This is a genomic window from Bacteroides sp. PHL 2737 (assembly GCF_004115325.2).
GTDB classification, from domain to species: Bacteria; Bacteroidota; Bacteroidia; order Bacteroidales; family Bacteroidaceae; genus Bacteroides; species Bacteroides hominis.
On record NZ_CP040630.1, the window covers coordinates 3,703,927 to 3,726,545 of the forward strand.

19 protein-coding genes are annotated in these 22,619 nt (G+C 42.4%); 13 read left to right on the forward strand and 6 right to left on the reverse strand.

Going from position 1 to position 22,619, the window contains the following annotated elements:
- The first annotated feature begins 4 nt into the window (after window positions 1–4).
- From DBK98_RS15165 to xylE, 3 genes are all read left to right on the forward strand, one after another.
- A complete protein-coding gene (locus tag DBK98_RS15165; RefSeq protein WP_032537129.1) occupies window positions 5–1,510 on the forward strand; it encodes a xylulokinase in 1,506 nt (501 codons plus the stop codon).
- 92 nt (window positions 1,511–1,602) lie between these two features.
- Window positions 1,603–2,922, forward strand: a complete 1,320-nt coding sequence (xylA, locus tag DBK98_RS15170; RefSeq protein ID WP_005806049.1) for a xylose isomerase — start codon at window positions 1,603–1,605, stop codon at window positions 2,920–2,922.
- A gap of 64 nt (window positions 2,923–2,986) precedes the next feature.
- On the forward strand, window positions 2,987–4,435 hold the full coding sequence (xylE, locus tag DBK98_RS15175) for a D-xylose transporter XylE (protein WP_022012729.1): 1,449 nt from the start codon (window positions 2,987–2,989) through the stop codon (window positions 4,433–4,435).
- A 553-nt stretch (window positions 4,436–4,988) separates the two neighbouring features.
- Here the strand turns inward: xylE and DBK98_RS15180 are convergent.
- Window positions 4,989–6,197, reverse strand: a complete 1,209-nt coding sequence (locus DBK98_RS15180) for a nucleotide pyrophosphatase/phosphodiesterase family protein (RefSeq protein WP_032537128.1) — start codon at window positions 6,195–6,197, stop codon at window positions 4,989–4,991.
- A gap of 105 nt (window positions 6,198–6,302) precedes the next feature.
- On the opposite strand from DBK98_RS15180, the gene DBK98_RS15185 reads away from it, so the two are divergent.
- The 3 genes from DBK98_RS15185 to DBK98_RS15195 all read left to right on the forward strand — a co-directional run bounded on the left by DBK98_RS15185 (window position 6,303) and on the right by DBK98_RS15195 (window position 9,048).
- Window positions 6,303–7,844, forward strand: coding sequence for a carbon-nitrogen hydrolase family protein (locus DBK98_RS15185; RefSeq protein ID WP_005777718.1), 1,542 nt, complete (start codon window positions 6,303–6,305; stop codon window positions 7,842–7,844).
- 115 nt (window positions 7,845–7,959) lie between these two features.
- On the forward strand, window positions 7,960–8,592 hold the full coding sequence (locus DBK98_RS15190) for a peroxiredoxin (RefSeq protein ID WP_005777720.1): 633 nt from the start codon (window positions 7,960–7,962) through the stop codon (window positions 8,590–8,592).
- Between the two features lie 210 nt (window positions 8,593–8,802).
- Complete coding sequence (locus DBK98_RS15195) at window positions 8,803–9,048, forward strand: RNA-binding protein (protein ID WP_005777722.1); 246 nt, start codon at window positions 8,803–8,805, stop codon at window positions 9,046–9,048.
- Window positions 9,049–9,120: 72 nt separating this feature from the next.
- Here DBK98_RS15195 and DBK98_RS15200 read toward each other — a convergent pair whose 3' ends face one another.
- Genes DBK98_RS15200 through DBK98_RS15210 form a run of 3 tightly spaced genes read right to left on the reverse strand, consistent with a single transcriptional unit; the run spans window position 9,121 to window position 12,185 of the window.
- On the reverse strand, window positions 9,121–10,512 hold the full coding sequence (locus DBK98_RS15200) for a cytochrome-c peroxidase (RefSeq protein ID WP_005777723.1): 1,392 nt from the start codon (window positions 10,510–10,512) through the stop codon (window positions 9,121–9,123).
- Window positions 10,513–10,527: 15 nt separating this feature from the next.
- Window positions 10,528–11,313, reverse strand: a complete 786-nt coding sequence (gene ccsA / locus DBK98_RS15205; protein ID WP_005806056.1) for a cytochrome c biogenesis protein CcsA — start codon at window positions 11,311–11,313, stop codon at window positions 10,528–10,530.
- Window positions 11,310–12,185, reverse strand: a complete 876-nt coding sequence (locus DBK98_RS15210; protein ID WP_032537127.1) for a cytochrome c biogenesis protein ResB — start codon at window positions 12,183–12,185, stop codon at window positions 11,310–11,312. The genes ccsA and DBK98_RS15210 overlap by 4 nt, the downstream gene beginning before the upstream one ends.
- 262 nt (window positions 12,186–12,447) lie before the next feature.
- Between DBK98_RS15210 and DBK98_RS15215 the strand changes: the two genes are divergently transcribed.
- Entirely contained in the window at window positions 12,448–13,713 is a 1,266-nt protein-coding gene (locus DBK98_RS15215; protein ID WP_005806060.1) for a S41 family peptidase, read from the forward strand.
- A 66-nt stretch (window positions 13,714–13,779) separates the two neighbouring features.
- On the opposite strand, the gene DBK98_RS15220 is transcribed toward DBK98_RS15215, so the two are convergent.
- A complete protein-coding gene (locus DBK98_RS15220; protein ID WP_005806062.1) occupies window positions 13,780–14,829 on the reverse strand; it encodes a DUF2776 domain-containing protein in 1,050 nt (349 codons plus the stop codon).
- A gap of 225 nt (window positions 14,830–15,054) precedes the next feature.
- On the opposite strand from DBK98_RS15220, the gene ileS reads away from it, so the two are divergent.
- The 5 genes from ileS (at window position 15,055) to DBK98_RS15245 (ending at window position 21,041) form a co-directional block, all read left to right on the forward strand.
- Window positions 15,055–18,480 (forward strand): isoleucine--tRNA ligase, encoded by a 3,426-nt coding sequence (gene ileS, locus DBK98_RS15225; RefSeq protein ID WP_005806064.1) that lies wholly within the window; start codon window positions 15,055–15,057, stop codon window positions 18,478–18,480.
- A gap of 35 nt (window positions 18,481–18,515) precedes the next feature.
- Window positions 18,516–18,896 carry a TraR/DksA C4-type zinc finger protein gene (locus tag DBK98_RS15230; protein ID WP_005777736.1) on the forward strand — a complete coding sequence of 127 codons (381 nt, stop codon included), beginning with the start codon at window positions 18,516–18,518 and terminating at the stop codon, window positions 18,894–18,896.
- Between the two features lie 114 nt (window positions 18,897–19,010).
- Complete coding sequence (locus tag DBK98_RS15235; RefSeq protein ID WP_005777738.1) at window positions 19,011–19,643, forward strand: lipoprotein signal peptidase; 633 nt, start codon at window positions 19,011–19,013, stop codon at window positions 19,641–19,643.
- 10 nt (window positions 19,644–19,653) lie between these two features.
- Window positions 19,654–20,700, forward strand: a complete 1,047-nt coding sequence (locus tag DBK98_RS15240) for a DUF4296 domain-containing protein (RefSeq protein WP_005777740.1) — start codon at window positions 19,654–19,656, stop codon at window positions 20,698–20,700.
- Window positions 20,701–20,708: 8 nt separating this feature from the next.
- Window positions 20,709–21,041, forward strand: coding sequence for a hypothetical protein (locus DBK98_RS15245; protein WP_005806066.1), 333 nt, complete (start codon window positions 20,709–20,711; stop codon window positions 21,039–21,041).
- Here DBK98_RS15245 and DBK98_RS15250 read toward each other — a convergent pair.
- Entirely contained in the window at window positions 20,995–21,756 is a 762-nt protein-coding gene (locus tag DBK98_RS15250; protein WP_005777744.1) for an RNA methyltransferase, read from the reverse strand. The two genes, DBK98_RS15245 and DBK98_RS15250, sit on opposite strands and share 47 nt — an antisense overlap.
- Window positions 21,757–22,096: 340 nt before the next feature.
- Between DBK98_RS15250 and DBK98_RS15255 the strand changes: the two genes are divergently transcribed.
- The gene (locus DBK98_RS15255) at window positions 22,097–22,585 is read left to right on the forward strand and encodes an energy transducer TonB (protein WP_227560225.1); all 489 of its coding nucleotides are present in this window, start codon (window positions 22,097–22,099) and stop codon (window positions 22,583–22,585) included.
- Window positions 22,586–22,619: the final 34 nt, after the last annotated feature.

The window sequence follows — 22,619 nt, forward strand, 5'->3', positions numbered from 1 at the left end:
GATCATGTTTTTATTAGGGTATGACATAGGCAGCTCGTCTGTCAAAGCGAGCTTGGTAGATGCCGGGACAGGCAAATGCGTCGCTTCCGCATTCTTTCCGAAAACGGAGGCAGGCATTATTGCCGTACGCTCCGGATGGGCAGAACAGGAACCGGAAGACTGGTGGGAGAATCTGAAACTCTCCACACAGTCCGTCCTTTCAGAATCGGGGATAGCTGCCGGAGACATCAAGGCCATCGGCATCTCTTATCAGATGCACGGCCTGGTATGTGTAGACAGACAGCAGCGCGTGCTGCGCCCGGCTATAATCTGGTGCGATTCGCGTGCGGTCCCCTATGGACAAAAGGCGTTCGAAACAATCGGAGAGGAGTTTTGCCTTGCGCACTTGCTCAATTCTCCCGGCAATTTTACCGCTTCTAAACTGGCATGGATAAAGGAAAACGAGCCGCACATTTACGCACAGATTGATAAAATTATGTTGCCGGGTGATTATATTACCATGAAACTGAGCGGAGAAATCTGTACGACAGTCGAAGGGCTTTCCGAAGGTATGCTTTGGGATTTCCGGAATGACCGTACGGCAGATTTCCTAATGCAATATTATGGGTTCGATTCTTCTCTGATAGCCGACATCCGGCCAACTTTCGCCGAACAGGGACTATTAACCGGGAGTGCTGCCCGGGAACTTGGATTGCAGGAAGGTACACCGATCACTTACCGTGCTGGCGACCAGCCCAACAACGCTCTTTCCTTGAATGTATTTAATCCGGGTGAAATAGCTTCCACTGCCGGAACGTCGGGAGTCGTATACGGAGTAAACGGGGAAATCAGCTATGATCCGCAGTCGCGTGTCAACACCTTTGCGCATGTCAATCATACTGCCGCGAATCCACGTCTGGGTGTATTGCTTTGCATCAACGGAACAGGGATTCTAAATTCGTGGATAAAACGCAATGTCGCTCCGGAAGGCATCTCATATACAGAGATGAACCGCCTTGCTTCACAGGTTCCGGTTGGCAGTGCAGGCATCAGCATTCTGCCTTTTGGTAACGGAGCGGAACGCATGCTGAACAACCGGACGACCGGTTGCAGTTTTCACGGAATTGACTTCAACATGCATGACAAGGCGCATTTGATCCGTGCGGCACAGGAAGGCATCGTCTTTTCCTTTAAATATGGTATCGATATTATGGAAGGAATGGGTATCCCTGTCGAAAAGATCCATGCCGGACATGCCAATATGTTTCTCAGCCCCATTTTTCGTGAGACATTGGCCGGCACGACGGGAGCTACCATCGAACTTTATAACACAGATGGTGCTGTCGGCGCAGCCAAGGGTGCCGGGATGGGAGCAGGCATCTACAAAAACCATCAAGAGGCTTTCGCGTCACTCGACAAGCTGGAAGTCGTTGAACCCGATCCGGCCCGGCAACAGGAATATGCCGATGCATATGGACGTTGGAAACAATGCCTGGCCCGATCTATGCAGATGAATAAAAAAAACGAATAATCATAAGATAAAAAAATGAATCATCAAAGCTGTCTCCTGTGCCTTCTCCAAATGAAGAAGGAGCGGGCGAAGCTCCTAAAACTTTAAATAATATGGCAACAAAAGAGTACTTCCCGGGTATAGGGAAAATTAAGTTCGAAGGTAAAGATAGTAAGAACCCGATGGCATTTCGTTATTACGATGCCGAGAAAGTGATTAACGGCCGCAAGATGAAAGACTGGCTGAAGTTTGCAATGGCGTGGTGGCATACACTTTGTGCCGAGGGCGGTGACCAGTTTGGAGGCGGAACCAAACAATTTTCATGGAACGGTGACCCTGATCCCTTACAGGCAGCCAAGAACAAGATGGATGCAGGTTTTGAGTTTATGCAGAAGATGGGTATTGGATATTATTGTTTCCACGACGTAGACTTGGTTGCAGAAGCTGATACCATCGAGGCCTATGAAGCCAACCTGAAAGAGATGGTTGCCTACGCAAAGCAGAAGCAGGCCGAAACCGGTATCAAACTATTGTGGGGAACAGCCAATGTATTCAGCCATGCCCGTTACATGAACGGTGCGGCTACCAATCCCGATTTCGATGTTGTGGCCCGTGCTGCCGTTCAGATTAAGAATGCGATTGACGCCACTATAGAATTGGGGGGGACAAACTATGTCTTTTGGGGCGGACGCGAAGGATATATGTCGCTGCTGAATACTGACCAGAAACGAGAAAAAGAACATCTGGCACAAATGCTCACCATTGCCCGTGACTATGGCCGCGCACAAGGTTTCAAAGGCACCTTCCTGATTGAGCCGAAACCCATGGAGCCGACCAAGCACCAGTATGATGTCGACACCGAAACTGTCATCGGTTTCCTGAAAGCTCACGGGCTGGAACGCGACTTCAAAGTGAACATTGAAGTGAACCATGCCACCCTTGCGGGACATACATTTGAACACGAACTGGCAGTGGCTGTAGATAACGGTATGTTAGGATCTATCGATGCAAACCGCGGCGACTATCAGAATGGATGGGATACCGACCAGTTCCCGATTGATAACTTCGAACTGACACAAGCCATGATGCAGATTATCCGTAATGACGGATTGGGCAACGGCGGAACAAACTTCGACGCCAAGACCCGCCGGAACTCTACCGATCCGGAGGATATTTTCATTGCCCACATTGCCGGAATGGACGCGATGGCACGTGCTTTGGAAAGCGCAGCCAATCTGCTCAATGAATCTCCTTACCGGAAGATGCTGTCCGAACGCTATGCCTCGTTCGATACAGGTAAAGGGAAAGAGTTTGAAGAAGGTAAAATATCTCTGGATGAACTTGTTGCTTATGCAAAATCCAATGGTGAGCCGAAACAAACCAGTGGTAAACAGGAGTTGTATGAAGCGCTCGTTAACATATACTCACTATAAGTCCGTACAATGCGGTTTGCAGACAGTTTCCGTCTGCAAACCGTAATTCAAAAAAGCTAATGCCATGAATCATACCAACGAAGGTAGCAAGCTCTACCTGTATTCCATTACATCGGTAGCCATCCTGGGTGGACTGTTGTTCGGCTATGACACCGCTGTGATTTCGGGAGCTGAGAAAGGGCTCGAAGCCTTCTTCCTCACAGCCACAGATTTTCAATACGACAAAGTGATGCACGGCATCACCTCTTCAAGTGCACTGATTGGTTGCGTACTGGGTGGTGCATTGTCCGGCATCTTTGCTTCACGGTTGGGTCGCCGCAACTCGCTGCGACTGGCTGCCGTTCTCTTTTTCCTTTCGGCACTGGGGTCATATTACCCCGAGTTCCTGTTCTTTGAATATGGAAAAGCTGATATGAACCTGCTTATAGCCTTTAACCTTTACCGCATCGTAGGTGGTATCGGTGTGGGGCTGGCATCTGCCGTCTGTCCGATGTATATTGCCGAAATAGCACCATCCAATATCCGGGGTACACTGGTGTCCTGCAATCAGTTTGCCATTATTTTCGGCATGCTGGTAGTCTACTTTGTAAACTTCTTGATTTTGGGTGACCACCAAAATCCGATCATCCTGAAAGATGCCGCCGGTACACTTTCCGTCAGCAGCGAATCGGATATGTGGACCGTAACCGAAGGATGGCGATACATGTTTGGTTCCGAAGCTTTTCCGGCTGCCTTCTTCGGCATGCTGCTCTTCTTTGTACCCAAAACTCCCCGCTATCTGGTGATGATCGATCAGGATCAGAAAGCATATTCCATTCTAAAGAAAGTGAACGGAGCCGCCAAGGCACAAGAAATCTTGGCGGATATAAAGGCTACTTCGCAGGAAAAGGCAGAAAAGCTGTTCACTTATGGCGCAACAGTGATTGTCATCGGTATTCTGCTTTCCGTCTTCCAGCAGGCCATCGGCATCAATGCCGTGCTTTATTACGCACCTCGAATATTCGAAAATGCCGGCGCCGAAGGGGGAGGAATGATGCAAACCGTCATTATGGGGATTGTCAACATTATCTTCACACTGGTAGCCATCTTTACCGTCGACCGTTTCGGTCGTAAGCCCTTACTCATCATCGGGTCCATCGGTATGGCGGCCGGGGCATTCGCTGTTGCCTTGTGCGACAGCATGGGCGTCAAGGGGATACTTCCCGTGCTGTCGGTAATTGTATACGCAGCCTTTTTCATGATGTCGTGGGGACCTATTTGCTGGGTACTGATATCCGAAATCTTCCCCAACACCATCCGTGGCAAAGCCGTAGCCATTGCCGTAGCATTTCAATGGATATTCAATTACATTGTTTCGTCCACCTTCCCTGCCCTCTATGATTTCAGTCCGATGTTTGCTTACAGCCTTTATGGGGTCATTTGTGTGATTGCCGCACTGTTTGTATGGCGTTGGGTGCCCGAAACCAAAGGAAAGACATTGGAAGATATGAGTAAACTTTGGAAAAAACATTGATGGGAGAGGATTCTTGCCCCATTCCACTTTGAAAGCAGAATGGTCTGAATACTGACCGAATGTAGCATATACTTATCTTTGCTGACATGCACTTTTTATGAATCCGGCGAACCGGAAGCGTAATAACACGAAGCCTATAGTCCTACCCCTCTCAGAAGTAACGTGAGAGGGGTAGAACAATAGGCTTTCGGACAAATTACAGTAAGCAAAGAGAGAAAATGGTTACTGCATTTGCTCATTATGCCGTAACCATCCCGTCCGGATGATTACTACATTTGCCCCATATGGTATAATGATATTATAAAATGGTAAGAACGCAGACCTTTTTTCTCTATTTGAGCGCAAAAGATCAACAAGCGAAAAATAGAAAAAAGATCACTGTTTAGAGCCGACTCCGATCATAAAGATTAAAATAACACAAGCCTGCTGCGCATATTGTAATAAATACGCGCAATAGGCTTGCATTCTTAAATAGACTGATTCAAATTCCGGGCGTTTTTTTTGTCCGCCTTGCCGTTGGACAGAAATATGCTATTCTACACGCAGTAGATTATCAAAAAGACAGATCTTTCAGAATGTCTTTTATCCTTTCAAACTGTCCGTCCGTTTTCTCCGGAGTGATCTTCATCAAATACGCCAGTAACGGATAAATATCTACATTGACAAAACCTTTCGATTCATATCCTTCCTTAAAATCGGGACCGCAGGCACGAAACATTACTTGCATATCCGGACTTTGCGGAAAATAACCATGAGCACCTTTCAGCGCACGCGGCACATCGGTAAATTGCCATCCCAATTCGGGAGCCACTACAATATCTCCAACACGGTCACTGCTTCCGTAATTCAGCTCAGCAGGAATCTCTTCTTTTTTCCAAACATGGATGTGGGCTACATTCTTTAAAGCATTGTATACCGAGTCACGATATTCCGGCTTGGTAAAGATAGAAGTCGGTGTCCGCCCGTCTACCGCTTCGCACCATTCCGGACGCAGATATTTATTCATATCTACCACCCGGTCGTCACTGATTTCCGTCATCCCATGATCGGCAGTAACAATCAGGTTGACATCTTTTCCGAAGGGGAGAGCAGCGATTCCCTGTCGCAACATTCCTATCAGACTATCCATACGATGTACGATAGCGGCAGCTTCCGCGCTGTAAGGACCATGATGATGCGTCACTCCATCCGGCTCCTCAAAGTAAAGCATAACAAAACGGGGACGTTCCGCTTCCGGCTTTCTCAGCAGAGCGATGGTCGAATCTACCCGTTGCTCAAAAGTAAGACGGGGCTTTTCTGCATATTCCCGGTAATAAGTGGGGTAGCAACCTTTAATGGCAATATCCGAACCTACCCAATAGATGTTTCCTGTTTTTACACCTTGCTTCTGGGCTGTTATCCAAATCGGTTCACCCAGATAATAGTCGGGATTGTTTCGTGTGGCAGGATCTCCCATGGAGTATTGCCGATGCCGTTTTACATCCCAGAAAGTGTTGTTGATAATACCGTTACGGTCAGGTACCAGCCCCGTAGCCAATGTATAATGGTTGGGGAAAGTAGATGCCGGATAGGAGGGGAGCATCGTTGCCTTAACCCCTTCGCGGGCCATCTGGTTCAGGTTAGGGGTATCATACATCTCCGGATAATCCCAGCGGAAGGCATCCAACGAAACAATTACGGTGTAGTGCGGAGCCTTGTCCTGCGCTGCCAAAGTAAAAATAAAGAAAACATAGCAGCAGAAAGAAATAATAAATTTACGCATACTCTTGATAGTTGTTATGAAGTGCAAAGGTATAAAATTATATGAAAGCTGTCCGGTTATAAAGATAAAGCTTACCTTTGCAACGTTTTTTTAATACAAGTTACTATGGATTATCCTCATAAAATTAATAAGGTACAGATCCGTAACCTCCAGATTGAAGATTACGCTCAATTATCCCAATCGTTTACACGTGTATATTCGGACGGAAGTGATGTCTTCTGGACACACGGACAGATTGAGAAACTAATCAAGATTTTCCCCGAAGGGCAGATTGTAACCGTAGTCGACGAGAAGATCGTTGGCTGTGCACTCTCTATCATTGTAGATTATGATAAAGTGAAGAACGACCACACTTATGCCCAAGTCACAGGGAAGGAGACTTTCAATACCCACACAGCCCAAGGAAATATCCTATATGGCATCGAGGTCTTTATTCATCCCGAATATCGCGGATTACGGTTGGCACGGCGCATGTACGAATATCGCAAAGAACTTTGCGAAACGCTTAACCTGAAAGCGATCATGTTTGGCGGACGTATTCCGAATTACCATAAATATGCTGACAAGATGCGTCCCAAAGAGTATATTGACCGCGTACGCCAGCGGGAAATCTACGACCCGGTGCTCACTTTTCAACTTTCCAATGATTTCCACGTTCGGAAGGTGATGACCAATTATCTGCCGAATGATGAAGAATCCAAACATTATGCTTGCCTGTTGCAATGGGACAACATTTACTATCAGCCCCCTACACAGGAATACCTCGCTCCCAAAACGACGGTTCGCGTAGGATTGGTGCAATGGCAGATGCGCAGTTACAAAACTTTGGACGACCTTTTCGAACAAGTAGAATTTTTCGTTGATGCCGTATCCGACTATAAAAGCGACTTTGTGCTTTTCCCCGAATACTTTAATGCGCCACTGATGTCAAAGTACAATGATAAAGGCGAATCACAAGCTATCCGCGGACTGGCCCAATATACCGAGGAAATCCGTGACCGCTTTATCAATCTGGCAATCAGCTACAATATCAATATCATTACGGGCAGCATGCCGCTAATAAAAGAGGACGGACTGTTGTACAACGCCGGTTTCCTCTGCCGGCGTGACGGAACTTACGAAATGTATGAAAAGCTTCATGTCACTCCGGACGAGATAAAGAGCTGGGGACTGAGCGGGGGCAAACAGTTGAAAACATTCGAAACAGACTGTGCCAAGATCGGCATATTGATTTGTTATGATGTAGAGTTTCCCGAACTTTCCCGGCTGATGGCCGACCAGGGAATGCAGATTCTGTTTGTGCCGTTCCTCACCGATACTCAAAATGCTTATTCACGTGTACGGGTCTGTGCACAGGCACGTGCCATTGAGAACGAATGTTTTGTTGTAATAGCCGGCAGCGTAGGCAATCTTCCCCGTGTACATAACATGGACATTCAGTATGCCCAGTCTGGGGTATTTACACCTTGCGACTTTGCCTTCCCGACGGACGGAAAGCGCGCCGAAGCCACTCCAAATACGGAAATGATCCTGGTTTCGGACGTAGATCTCGATTTGCTGAACGAGTTGCATACTTATGGCAGTGTACGTAACCTGAAAGATCGCCGGAACGATGTATATGAAGTGAGATTTAAGAAGCCGCAATAGATTTTGTCTATTATCCGATAGATATTATAAATCGTTAAACTTTGGTAGCAAACAAAGATTCTGATAGCTTTGTTTCCGAAATGAATCGTTTAATAACTTCTAAAACAAGAAAATTATGAGATCATTAATTGGAAAACAAGCGCCGAAATTTGATGCCACGGCCGTAATCAATGGGCATGAAATCGTTCAGGACTTCTCGTTGGATCAGTATAAAGGGAAAAAGTATGTAGTATTCTTCTTCTATCCGATGGATTTTACTTTTGTATGCCCCACCGAACTGCACGCATTTCAGGAAAAGCTCGACGAGTTTGAAAAACGGAACGTAGCTGTGGTAGGTTGCTCGGTCGACTCTGAATATTCTCATTTCTCCTGGTTGCAGATGCCCAAGAGCGAGGGAGGTATCCAAGGCGTGAAGTATCCTATTGTGTCCGACTTTTCTAAATCAATCTCTGAAAGTTACGGAGTACTGGCCGGAAGCTATGCTCCCGATGAAAATGGCAATTGGGTATGCGAAGGGGCACCGGTGGCTTTCCGCGGTCTGTTCCTGATTGACAAAGAAGGTGTAGTGAGACATTGTGTCATCAACGACTTACCATTGGGACGTAACGTAGACGAAGTACTGCGTATGGTGGATGCCTTGCAACATTTTGAAGAGTATGGCGAGGTTTGTCCGGCCAATTGGTCGAAAGGTAAAGATGCCATGAAAGCAACCGAAGACGGAGTGGCCAGCTATCTGAGTAAACATTAATAGAGACACATCTGTAAGAAAAAAGGGCGTTTATTGAAAAATAAATGCCCTTTTATAGTTGATAATCCAAATATTATGGCGTTCTTTGCTGCCGAAAACAATTGATCGTTTTATTTTACTCTATTTTCTACTGAATCAGTCGAATCCGGATCTAATCTCAAACTTCTGTTGTTTCTAAATTTATTTATCAATTTTTATTTTTTTTATTTTATGAACATGTACATTGGAAACCTTAGCTATCGTGTTAAGGAAGCAGATTTGAGACAAGTAATGGAAGAGTACGGAACAGTTGATTCAGTAAAACTGATCACCGACCGCGAGACTCGCAAATCTAAAGGATTCGCATTCGTTGAAATGCCGAACGACGACGAAGCCAAAAATGTTATCGCTGAGTTGAACGGTGCTGAATACGAAGGCCGTCAGATGGTTGTTAAAGAAGCCCTGCCTCGTAACTAATCCATTTATAGCATAAAACTAAAAAGGATACTCTTTGCAGAGTATCCTTTTCTTGTTTTTATCCGGCAGACATTACAATGCCTTGCTCTGATTATCATTGGTCAGTGGTTTACCTTTATACTCTCCGGTCAGTGTTTCCAGGAAAGCTACTATTTTATTCAGTTCATCTTCCGGCAGATTCTTGTCTACCTGATATTTGGCCATATAATCCACAGCCTCCTTCATTGTTTTCATGCTACCGTCATGAAAGTAAGGAGCTGTCAGGGCAATGTTTCTTAAACCGGGAACTTTGAAACGATGTTTATCACGATCATTTTGGGTCTGTTTGAAGCGTCCGTTATCTTCTTCTGTCAATTCAATGCCACGATCTGCAAAATAATCTCTCTTCACACCCATTAACTCGTAAGACTGACCACCCAAAGTTTCACCTACATGGCAAGTAGCGCAATCGTATTTCTTAAACAATTCGTATCCGGCAAGTTCCATATCGTTAATAGCAGTCTTTTCACCTTTCAGATAAAGGTCGAAACGAGAATTGGGAGTGAGCAATGTCTTTTCGAACTCTTCGATAGCGTCAGTGATATTCTTTTCCGAATATCCGTCGGGATATACAGCTAAAAAGGCTTTGGTGAAATTAGCGTCCTGTTCGAGTTTTGCAATGATTTCGTCAAAAGACTGGCAAGCCATCTCGACCGGATTCAACGGAGGACCGGCAGCCTGCTCGGCAAGTGTTCCGGCACGTCCGTCCCAGAACTGCACGAAATTGTAGGCAGCATTGTATACCGTCGGAGCATTCACACCTCCGAACTGTCCACCTACACCTTCTGAATATTGCTTATTGTCTACCCCTCCCGTATTCAATCCATGGCATGATGCACATGAAACGGTGTTGTCGGCCGAAAGGCGAGTATCGTGATAAAGCATATCTCCCAAAATCACTTTACGCATATCTACCGGAATGGAATCAGCGATGGGACGCACCGGCTCGTTAGCGAATTCGGCTGAAGCCAGCCCGTTAGCATAATGTGCCAGACGGTGTTGTTTTGCCCACGCCATAGCCATTTCCTTTTTAGCATCTGTCACACTGGCTCCCCAGTGTACCATATAGTAAGCATGTTTGGGCATTGTTCCGTCCATGATCACTTTCTCTACTTTGGCCAAAGCCACTTTTCCTACAGGTTTACCGACTTTTAAGGCTTCGGCCATTTCGGTCATGTCAAAAGCGCGATAACCTTGTTCCACGTCCTTCTGAACCATTCCGCCGGCAACAGGCCAGTTTGCATAAAAAGGAAGATCCGGACTACCCGAATGGCATTGCAGGCAGCCACCGGAAGTAATGATCTCTTGCATCTGAGCGTCAGCGGCAAGCTCTTTTGACGGAGCCTGATTTACAACGCGGTAAGTGATAGCCAAAGCTCCGACCGTCACCAGTAATGCGATGATAAATTTTGTACTTTTCTTCATTGTGGATTCTTTTAGTTAATTATTACGATTATATAAATGTACACTTTGTTGAGCCGAAGGCAAATAATTTACTCCATACCAACACATCTGCAAAGCCAAAAAGGAGAAAATAAGTATGACATACAGCATCTTTTTACGAAACCTGCCCCGTAAGCGCAGGTGCATATATAATAGGTATCCCATCCAGGTAACCACTGCCCAGGTCTCTTTGGGATCCCAACTCCAATAATTTCCCCAGGCCTCCTTTGCCCATAAAGATCCAAGAAGCATGCCGATCGATAAAAAAGCCACACCAGAATAGACCAGATTATCTGCTGTCACCAAATATTCTTCTTTGTGGTGTACAAGCCCGCAAATAGCAATAATGAAAGCACATCCCAATACAGAGTAGGAGAACATATAAACTGTGACATGGGGAATAAACCAGACACTTTGCAAAGCCGGCATAAGTGATTGGTCATGTATCTCGGGCTTCAGCAAATTGATGATAACAAAAACAGTGGACAGCAGAGTAGAGAAAGAAAGTATCCATCGATATTTCCAGCGAATATACGTCAACAGCCCGGCAATCCCCATAAAAAAGGAATACCACAAACGGGTTTCACCCATAGTGCGAAGAGGAGGGCGTTGCAGAGATATCCATAGCCCGGCAATGAATATCCCCAGACAAGTAATTCCTGCTACAGTCAGTACAACAGCTATTTTACTTTGTCCCGATGAACGAAGTGCCGATATGGCACCCGTAAGCCAAAGGCAGATGGAGACAGTTGCAAACAGATAGAAGTTATCCCAGGTTATCATGATTTAGCTTTTTTAGGACCATCAATAAATAGCAGAACAGCTCCTGCTAACATCATTAAAATACCAGTCACCATTACATATTTCCAGGGTTGACGTACAATCTGAAGAATGCAATATCGGGTATTTCCCACATTACGTGTATCATATCCGGTCAGATAAATATCTTCTCCCAAACGGTAACTGTGAGGATGATTTACTTCAAGCGTAGTTCTCTGCTCTCCAATACGTACATCTGCCGCAAAACGCGAAGGCATCCCGTTCGGATAATACTCTGTATTGAAAGAGTAGAGTTCCAATTCATAATCCAGATAATAGGCTTTCCCATCCATACTATAGGCTTCGCGTCCCGGTTGTCCGGCATAAAGCGGAATCCGTAATGTCTGCACATCGCTGCTACCGAAGAATCCGGCAAATAAAGCGAGCCATAATCCCAAATGGTTCAGGAGAAAACGCTTCTTCGCCGGAACACGATGATAGAAAGCATGGATAACCACCATTGCCAGATTACTCAATAATAGAAAAAGAATGGCAATGAATATCCAGGAAGTCATAAAGTTATAGCATCCCAATGAGGCTGGGACTCCTGATATGGATGCAGCTTCTGCTTCCGATAATTGGGGAAACAACCCGATAACCAAGCTGCCACCTACTAATAATAAGATTGATAAAATACTTGTCCGGGAAGACAGCAGAAAACGGGTTAACGGCAACTTATTCCCTTCTTTATAGAGACGCCATAATAAATAGACCCATATAACTGCTACAATTACATTCAGAGGGAATGCAAAAAAAGATAAGGGGAAATTGCCTGTCATAGTTTGCAATAATGCCGCTATTACAAAATATGCAGTTACTAATAGTTTTTTGTGCATAGTTGTGCCTTTATATGGTGCAAAGTAAGTAAAAATATGCCAATAAACGTATAAAAGGCTATTAATTTGTATTAAATACAATTTTGAAGTAGATTTAAATTAAAAAGGAACATTGCTATTTATAATATTGGTTGGGGATGACCGGAATACAAAAGAAAATATAAATTAGTACTTAGAATAAAGTAGCTTTCCAGGAGATTATCTATATTAGCATTCACAAAATAGCTTAATCATTAAATGTCTAATCTTAAAACGGCAAAACATGAAAACTCCATCTTTAATTCTGATGATAATTATTTTATGTAATCTCAGCATCCCAATAAATGCTCAAGTACTAACCTCCCGCCAGCAAAAAGAAGATTTTGACACCTTATATAGCTTATTATGTCAAGTACATCCGGATTTATTTATGTATCAAACGCAAAAAGAATTCGAAGAAAAGCATGATTCAATATATCGCTTGTTGAATAAAGAACGAAACGTTTCCGATTTCTACTTTATAGTCTCTCCATTTGTTGCATCTGTAAAAGATGGTCATACTAATTTCGCAATTCCTGCTACTCCAGACAGAATAGACTATTTGAATCATGGAGGACTGACTCTGCCTTTACGCTTAAAAATAGTAGACGATAAGATAGTAGTTGATTTCCCCTTAATATCCTGTTCGATGCAGGAAAATGATGAAATAACATGTATGAATAATATAAATAGTCAAACTATATTAAGCCAATTGTATCTTTTACTGGGAGCTGAAAAAGGAAACGCTATTAAGGAAAATCAATTGACCCTTTATCTTTCTACTTTGCTATGGTATAAATATAATTGGGGTGACAAATATGATTTTACAATTAAAAGGGGAAATAAGATCTGGAAAGAATCATTGAATGGCATCGGACAAATAGATGCCCTCCCTGTTTTAAAAGCAAAACTTGGAAAAAGCCTGCCGCAATTTAGTTATACTCTAAGCCCCGATAAACAGACTGCTACTCTGCAAATAATGAACTTATATCAATTACCACAACTAAAACAATTTTGTGACTCTGTCTTTTCGGTGATTAACAGAGAGCATGTACCCAATTTGGTTATAGATATCAGGAATAACAAAGGAGGGTCAAGTGCCGGAGTTGACATGCTTCTATCATACTTATCGCATGATGCTTATACATTATATACTAAAACTGATTTAAAAATCAGTTCATACTCAAAACTGTATAATAAGCAAAAACATCCGGAAACCTATGAAGAGATCAAAAATTTACCTGACGGATCTTTATTTGCTATTCAAGATTCTTCTGTAGCGGGAAACCGGAATAAAGCAGATATTTATAAAGGAACAGTTACAGTATTGGTAAATGAAACCACTTATTCCGGAGCGTCGACATTTGCATCTGCTATTAAAAAATCTCATGCAGGAAAAATTCTTGGTGAAACCGGCTGTCCAAATGTATATTTTGGCAATTATATGTCATTCACATTACCCAATTCCCGATTAGAATATTATGTCTCACTTAATAAATTCTATGAATAAATGAACTCTCTAAAAAGAAAGCGGAATTGTGAACTCCGCTTTCTTTTTAGTATTGTCCTATTGCATTTATTTTGAAGATGTTCCACTCTCAAGAATACTGACAATTGAAAAGAGGGTGAAGCAAATGGCCCCTAAACCGGCTAATACGCGTGCAGGGATAAAATAATCATCGCGTGTTGTACCTAATTCGAAGGCGAAAGAGGCCAGAAACAGGCAAGCTAATGCTGTCAATACCGGAATCAGAGGGATGCGGTTGGCCAAAGCAAATTCTCGTCCCCAGATTTTTGCCAGTAGAATTACTTTACTGGAAATACTGTAACAAACAAGGCCAAGCCCAATCATAATATATCCGATAACCCCATTTGTACTGCTTGAATCGGCAAAAATAACAAACAGCCCCCAAAGGAGGGAAATAGTTCCCATCAATAATACGAGTTTCGGCCATTGTTTACGCTCTTTATCCGTATATACATTTCTGATTTGACGGGCAATAGTAGCGACCAAAGCAATCAGACTTGTGCAAATACAAGCCAGACCTGCCATCACATGCCCTGCTACAAAATAAGCAGGATGTACATCGCTTTTGGCCAATAAAACAAAAGCCCATATCCAAGCAATCAACGATACAATAATAGCTATTGTTTTTAATACAAGTTCTTGACCTTTAGTAAACGCTCCTTTAGGAATACCATTACCAATCATTTTTGAGTTGGCAGGAATCAGTGAAAAACGGGTAGAAGATGTTGCAGCGGTTGCTACACAAGTAGTTATCAGTCCTACTCCGGCAACCACATGCCCAGCCACAAAGGAAGAGGCAGAGGCAGATCCGGTAAACATACAGATTCCACCAATAATAGTAACGGCAGCAGCGAGATAACCGATAATAGGCAGTGCGTACAAAGAACCGCGCCCATAAGTATGTATGATTTGCCGGATAATAGTAGCAGCCGTTGCAAACAATGCAATACAAATCATACCTAATGAAAAGACTACAGGACCTGCCACCAATCGGTTAGGATCATCTCCATATACACTGATAAACGCTCCGTAGCCGAAACAAAACAGAGCCATCGCCAAAGGAATTGCTCTGAACAATATACTAATACCGTAATTCATAACATATAGGGTTTTAAAATTTCCCTGATAAACAAGGCATATAGTTTTTTGTTTTGCTCTCCTTACTACTTTTTACACTCTTTTCACAAGGTGGCCCTTCCTGTCAGACTGAAATTAAAAAGGCTTTTCTTGTATGAAAACGAATGTTTTTGTACATTTGCACCCTTAAAATAGGGAGGGTATCCCGATCTTAAATTGTAAAATAGTAAAATTGTAAATATAGCCATGAGCAAGAAATTTGCCGAATATTCGCAGTTCGACCTCTCGCAGGTGAATAAGGACGTATTGAAAAAATGGGACGAAAACCAGGTTTTCGCCAAGAGTATGACAGAACGTGAAGGCTGTCCTTCGTTTGTTTTCTTCGAAGGGCCTCCATCAGCTAACGGTATGCCGGGTATTCACCATGTAATGGCTCGTTCTATAAAAGATATTTTCTGTCGTTACAAAACGATGAAAGGATATCAAGTGAAACGTAAGGCAGGTTGGGATACACACGGGCTCCCTGTAGAATTAGGTGTAGAAAAGTCTTTAGGGATCACCAAAGAGGATATTGGAAAAACAATTTCTGTAGCAGAATACAATGCTCATTGCCGTCAGGATGTAATGAAATTCACAAAAGAATGGGAAGACCTGACTCATCAAATGGGGTATTGGGTGGATATGAAGCACCCGTACATCACATACGACAACCGTTACATCGAAACACTGTGGTGGTTATTGAAACAATTGTATAAAAAAGGATTACTTTATAAAGGATATACTATCCAGCCATATTCTCCGGCAGCCGGGACTGGATTAAGTTCGCATGAGCTGAATCAGCCGGGATGCTATCGTGACGTGAAAGACACAACGGTAGTGGCACAATTTAAGATGAAGAACCCTAAACCCGAAATGGCAGAGTGGGGTACTCCTTATTTTATAGCATGGACTACTACTCCATGGACACTACCTTCGAATACAGCACTTTGTGTAGGTCCTAAAATTGACTACGTTGCAGTTCAATCGTATAACGCATATACAGGACAGCCAATCACGGTAGTATTGGCAAAGGCATTGTTGAATGCACATTTCAGCCCGAAAGCAGCCGAACTGAAACTGGAAGATTATAAACCAGGTGATAAGTTGGTTCCTTTCAAAGTAATTGCTGAATATAAAGGTACCGATTTGGTAGACATGGAATATGAACAATTAATTCCATGGGTAAATCCGGGAGAAGGTGCTTTCCGTGTAATACTGGGCGATTATGTAACAACAGAGGACGGTACGGGTATTGTACACATCGCTCCGACATTTGGTGCGGATGATGCTCAAGTGGCAAAAGCTGCCGGTGTGCCTCCATTACAGTTGGTTAATAAAAAAGGTGAACTTCGTCCGATGGTAGATCTGACCGGTAAATTCTATACTTTAGATGAGTTGGATGAAGATTTTGTAAAACAGCGCGTTAACGTAGATTTATACAAAGAGTATGCAGGTCGTTTCGTGAAGAATGCTTATGATCCGAATCTATCCGATCAGGATGAATCATTGGATGTAAGTATCTGTATGATGATGAAAGTTAATAATCAGGCTTTCAAAATAGAAAAGCATGTGCATAATTACCCGCACTGCTGGCGTACAGACAAACCGGTGCTTTATTATCCGCTGGATAGTTGGTTTATTCGTTCTACTGCGTGCAAAGAGCGCATGATAGAGTTAAATAAAACCATTAACTGGAAACCGGAATCTACCGGAACCGGACGTTTTGGCAAATGGCTGGAAAACCTGAATGATTGGAATCTGAGCCGTTCCCGTTACTGGGGTACTCCGTTGCCTATTTGGCGAACAGAAGACAACAGCGACGAGAAATGTATAGAGTCGGTTGAGGAGTTATATAATGAAATCGAAAAATCGGTTGCCGCAGGGTATATGCAATCGAACCCCTATAAAGATAAAGGTTTCATACCGGGTGAATATAATGAAGAAAATTATAATAAGATAGATCTCCATCGCCCATATGTAGACGATATTATCCTTGTTTCAAAAGATGGTAAGCCTATGAAACGCGAAACAGACCTGATTGACGTATGGTTTGATTCGGGTGCGATGCCTTATGCACAGATCCATTATCCATTTGAAAATAAAGAGTTATTGGATAGCCATCAGGTATATCCGGCAGATTTCATTGCAGAAGGTGTGGACCAGACACGTGGATGGTTCTTCACTTTACATGCCATTGCAACCATGGTATTTGACAGTGTTTCATACAAAGCAGTCATTTCAAACGGATTGGTATTAGACAAGAATGGCAATAAAATGTCTAAACGCTTAGGAAATGCAGTTGATCCGTTCTCTACCATCGAGAAATATGGGTCCGATCCCTTGCGTTGGTATATGATTACCAATTCTTCTCCATGGGATAACCTGAAGTTTGATGTAGAAGGCATCGAGGAAGTTCGTCGTAAATTCTTTGGTACTTTATACAATACCTATTCTTTCTTTGCTTTGTATGCTAATGTAGACGGGTTTGAATACAAAGAGGCTGATGTTCCGATGAGCGATCGTCCGGAAATTGACCGATGGATTCTCTCTGTACTGAACACATTAATAAAGGAAGTAGATACCTGTTATAACGAATATGAACCGACTAAAGCAGGGCGTTTAATTTCTGATTTCGTAAACGATAATCTGTCTAACTGGTACGTCCGCCTGAACCGTAAGCGTTTCTGGGGTGGTGGATTCACTCAGGATAAACTATCTGCATATCAGACTTTGTATACATGCCTGGAAACGGTAGCCAAATTAATGGCACCTATCGCTCCTTTCTATGCAGACCGTCTGTATGGCGACCTAATCAGTGCAACAGGACGCGATAATGTAGTTTCTGTCCATCTGGCGAAATTCCCGGAATACAATGAAAAAATGGTAGATAAGGAACTCGAAGCACAAATGCAGATGGCACAAGACGTTACTTCCATGGTGTTGGCATTGCGTCGTAAAGTGAATATTAAAGTTCGTCAGCCGTTGCAGTGTATCATGATTCCTATAGTGGATGAAGCACAAAAAGCCCATATCGAGGCTGTAAAAGCACTTATCATGAGTGAAGTCAACGTAAAGGAGATTAAATTCGTTGATGGTGCAGCCGGCGTTCTGGTGAAAAAGGTTAAATGTGACTTCAAGAAACTGGGACCAAAATTCGGAAAGCAAATGAAAGCTGTAGCAGCAGCTGTAGCAGAAATGTCACAGGAAGCTATTGCCGAACTCGAGAAGAACGGCCGTTATACCCTTAATTTAGATGGGGCAGAAGCTATTATAGAAACTGCAGATGTAGAGATCTTCAGCGAGGACATTCCGGGATGGTTGGTTGCCAATGAAGGGAAATTGACTGTTGCGCTGGAAGTTACTGTAACGGAAGAACTTCGCCGTGAAGGAATTGCACGTGAATTGGTAAACCGCATTCAAAATATCCGTAAATCAAGTGGTTTCGAGATTACAGACAAAATAAAAATAACATTATCTAAAAATCCGCAGACAGATGATGCGGTAAATGAATATAATGGTTATATTTGTAACCAAGTTTTGGGTACATCCCTTACTTTGGCAGACGAAGTAAAAGGCGGCACAGAATTAAATTTCGACGACTTCTCTTTGTTTGTGAATGTAGTGAAAGAATAATTCTAATACTAATAACCTAATAAACAGTAAAAGTTATGGCAGAAAAGACAAGATATTCGGATGCGGAGTTAGAAGAATTCCGTGCCATCATTAATGAAAAACTGGAACTAGCACAACGTGACTATGAACAGTTAAAACTGAGCTTAATGGGGCTGGACGGAAATGACACAGATGACACGTCCCCCACATATAAAGTCTTGGAAGAAGGAGCAAATACATTGTCGAAAGAAGAGACTACACGTTTGGCTCAACGCCAACTGAAGTTTATTCAGGGTTTACAGGCTGCTCTTGTACGTATCGAGAATAAAACGTATGGTATTTGCCGTGAAACAGGAAAATTAATTCCGGCAGAACGTCTGCGTGCTGTGCCTCATGCTACACTGAGCATTGAAGCAAAGAACAGTGGAAAGAAATAAATAGTAGGCTACGAGCTACCTATTGCAAGAGACAAGTGTATACACAGCAATATCGTGTTTCTCTTTAGCTTGTAATTGGTAGCTCGTATCTTATATAACTGATAGCTTAACAAAATGAAGAAACTACTCACGAAAGGACAAATCGCTCTGCTCGTCATTTTTTCTGTGCTGATCATTGATCAAGTGATTAAAATCTGGATCAAGACTCATATGTATTGGCATGAGAGTATCCGTATTACAGATTGGTTTTATATTTATTTTACCGAAAATAATGGTATGGCGTTTGGAATGGAGATATTTGGAAAACTCTTTCTGACTACATTCCGAATCGTTGCAGTAGGCTTGATAGGGTGGTACTTATATAAAATAGTAAAAAGAGGATTAAAAACCGGATATATCATTTGTGTATCGTTAATCTTGACCGGTGCACTGGGTAACATTATTGACAGTGTTTTCTATGGAGTCTTTTTCAACGAAAGCACACATTCACAAATAGCCAGTTTTATGCCCGAAGGAGGTGGTTACTCCACTTGGTTCTATGGTAAAGTAGTTGATATGTTTTATTTCCCGATTATCGATACAAACTGGCCGGCATGGATGCCTTTTGTAGGTGGAGAGCATTTCATTTTCTTTAGTCCGATCTTCAATTTCGCAGATGCCGCCATTAGCTGCGGAATTATTGCCTTATTACTGTTCTATAGCAAATATCTGAATGATTCATACCATCATTCTGTGACCAAAAAGTAAAAAAGAGGTAATGAAAAAGTATTTCCGGTTTCAATTATGTTGTATCTGTCTTTTGGTACTGATAACATCTGCTTGTAAGGTGAAAAGACCTGATAGCGTTATATCAGAATCACAGATGGAAAATCTGCTATACGATTACCACATTGCCAAAGCGATGGGTGAGAACATGCCTGGTGGCGAGAATTACAAAAAAGCACTGTATGTAGAAGCTGTATTTAAGAAATATGGTACAACAGAAGAAGTTTTTGACTCGTCTATGGTATGGTATACACGCAACACAAAAATACTATCGGAAATCTATGAAAAGGTAAATAAAAGGCTGAAAGCCCAACAGGATGCCATCAACCACTTAATAGCATTGCGTGATAATAAGCCTAAGATGTCTGCTCCAGGCGACAGTATTGATGTCTGGGCATGGCAGCGGGTTGCCCAGTTAACGGGATCTCCATTGAATAATAGGTTCACGTTCACATTACCTTCTGATACAAATTTCAAGAAACGTGATGTATTGCTCTGGAAAATACAATATAACTTCCTGGATGGAATGCCGGACTCAACAATGGCTCCGGTAATGGCCATGCAGATTGTTTATAAGAACGACAGTGTGACCAATAGTTGCACGAAACATATATTTGAATCAGGAATTCAGGACATTCGTCTTCAATCAGATACGATGACTATCAAGGAAATAAAAGGATTCATTTTCTATCCGCAATCCCAAAAGTCAACAACACTTTTGGTTAGTGACATTTCGTTGACCCGTTATCATGTAAATGACTCATTAACACAAATGGGAAAAGACTCTTTAAATGCCGACTCAATAACAGAAAAAAATAAGGTAGATTCTATCCGGAAGAAAGCTCCCCAAGATACTATTCAAACGACGCCGGTACATCAACGGACTAATCCAAAGGATTTGAACCGCCCCAATAACGATGTCCGTCCCGTTAAACCGGAACAACGAGAGAAAGAGCAACAAATAGAAAAAGAAAAACAGCAATTAGAAAGACAGCAACGAACTAATCCAAGGAGACCATTGCGTCGTCAGAATAATTAGAAAATAAGATGAAACGTTTTGCTGCACATTATATATTTATTCCGGAAAGTGGATTTTTAAAACTGCATGCCATAGAAATGGAGGGAGAGTATGTCTATCGTATTTTTCCCTGTAGTGAAGAAATTGAATCTGTAGAATGGTTTCCCGGTGTCATTTTATTGATTCCGCAAGAAAGGATGGATATAAATAATACTTTGTTCAACTTAACCAATACCGATGAACAAAGTATTACTATTCAGGAAATTACCTCATGCATGAAATGGCAGGCTTATTTGTTATTTCCATTTGACTTTGCTACAATGCGGCCTGTCGCCGAAACTCAGCGCAGACAATTGCGGTAGCAATGGCTACATTCAATGATTCTGAGGTCTCGCGTTCCTGAGGATAATTTGGAATGTATAACTTACGGTTTACCAGCTTTTCCACTTCGGCTCCAATACCATTTCCTTCATTCCCCATTACTATTATTCCATTCTTTGACAAAGGCTGCTCATACATATTCTTTCCATCCAGAAAGGTACCATATACCGGTACATTTCCCAGTACATGAATCAACTCTGGCAATGCGATATAATGTACTTTTACTCTGGCAATGCCTCCCATGGTAGCTTGTATGGCTTTAGGATTAAAAACATCAACAGTATTGGGCGAACAGAAAATGTGTTCAATACCAAACCAGTCTGCAAGACGAATGATTGTCCCAAGATTACCGGGGTCTTGAATATCATCCAAAGCTAAACATAAAGAATTACGAATAACTTCTGTATCGATCTCGTACTTCGGTTGTTCAAACAATGCCAGTACTTGTTGAGGGCTCTTCAACAAACTGGCACGAGATAAATCCTCAGGACCGACTTCAATTACCTCCACAGCCTTAACTGCAGAATGTTCTCTAAGCCATTCCGAAGTGGCCGCCAGAAACTTGCAAGGGAAATGTCCCAGTAAATCACCTACCAATTTGGGACCTTCTGCCAGAAAGACTCTTTCTTCTTTCCTATTTTTTTTTAATTCCAGCGATCGGATATATTTAACTCTATTTTTACTTAATGTTCCCATCTAACTCTAATTTTACGGCAAAGCTATAAAGATATTCCCAATTAACTATTATATTTCTAATCCTTTTTATGTCTTTATTTTCTTACCATTAACAAACTTTATATTGATAAATATAAACCATCTACTTAAATTTAGTAGATTTGTAATACATCATTATATTGATATCCAGAACGAAGAAGGTATGCCCAGACACATAAAATACAATAAAGAAAGAAGAACAGTATCTTCTCTTAAAAAATAAATAAGCTCTGATTGGCTGCAGCAAATCCAGATATTAATCCTAATGTATAACCTTTAAAAACGAATTAAAATGTTGAACGAAAAAAGAACTCAAAAAATTATGAAGAGCAAATTTCTGATATTTCTGCCGGTAGTAGCCATGTTGCTATTGTTTAGCAATTGCGGGAGTAAAACAAGTAACGAGCAGGCTGTTACCGAAGTGAAAGACTCTGTAAGTGCCACACAATCCCTTAAAGAAGAAGTAGTACCGGACTCTGTAGCTATACTAAAAGACGTAGTGTATGATGTCGTTGATAGTGCTCCTACATTTCCGGATGGAATGAAGGCATGCTTACAGTTTATTGCAAAGAGCATCAAATATCCGGCCCAAGCTATTGAAAACAAGGAAGAAGGTCAGGTAGTAGTTCAGTTTATTGTTTCTAAGAATGGTAAACTGCTTAACCCGATTGTTGTAAAAAGCATATCTCCGCTACTTGATGCCGAAGCTATCAGAGTGGTAAACTCAATGCCCGATTGGATCCCAGGAAAACACAAAGGTGAAAATGTAAACTCACGATTTACACTTCCGGTCAGGTTTAGGCTTAAATGATGTAATCATCTATAAAAATGCCGGAAAAGTAGAA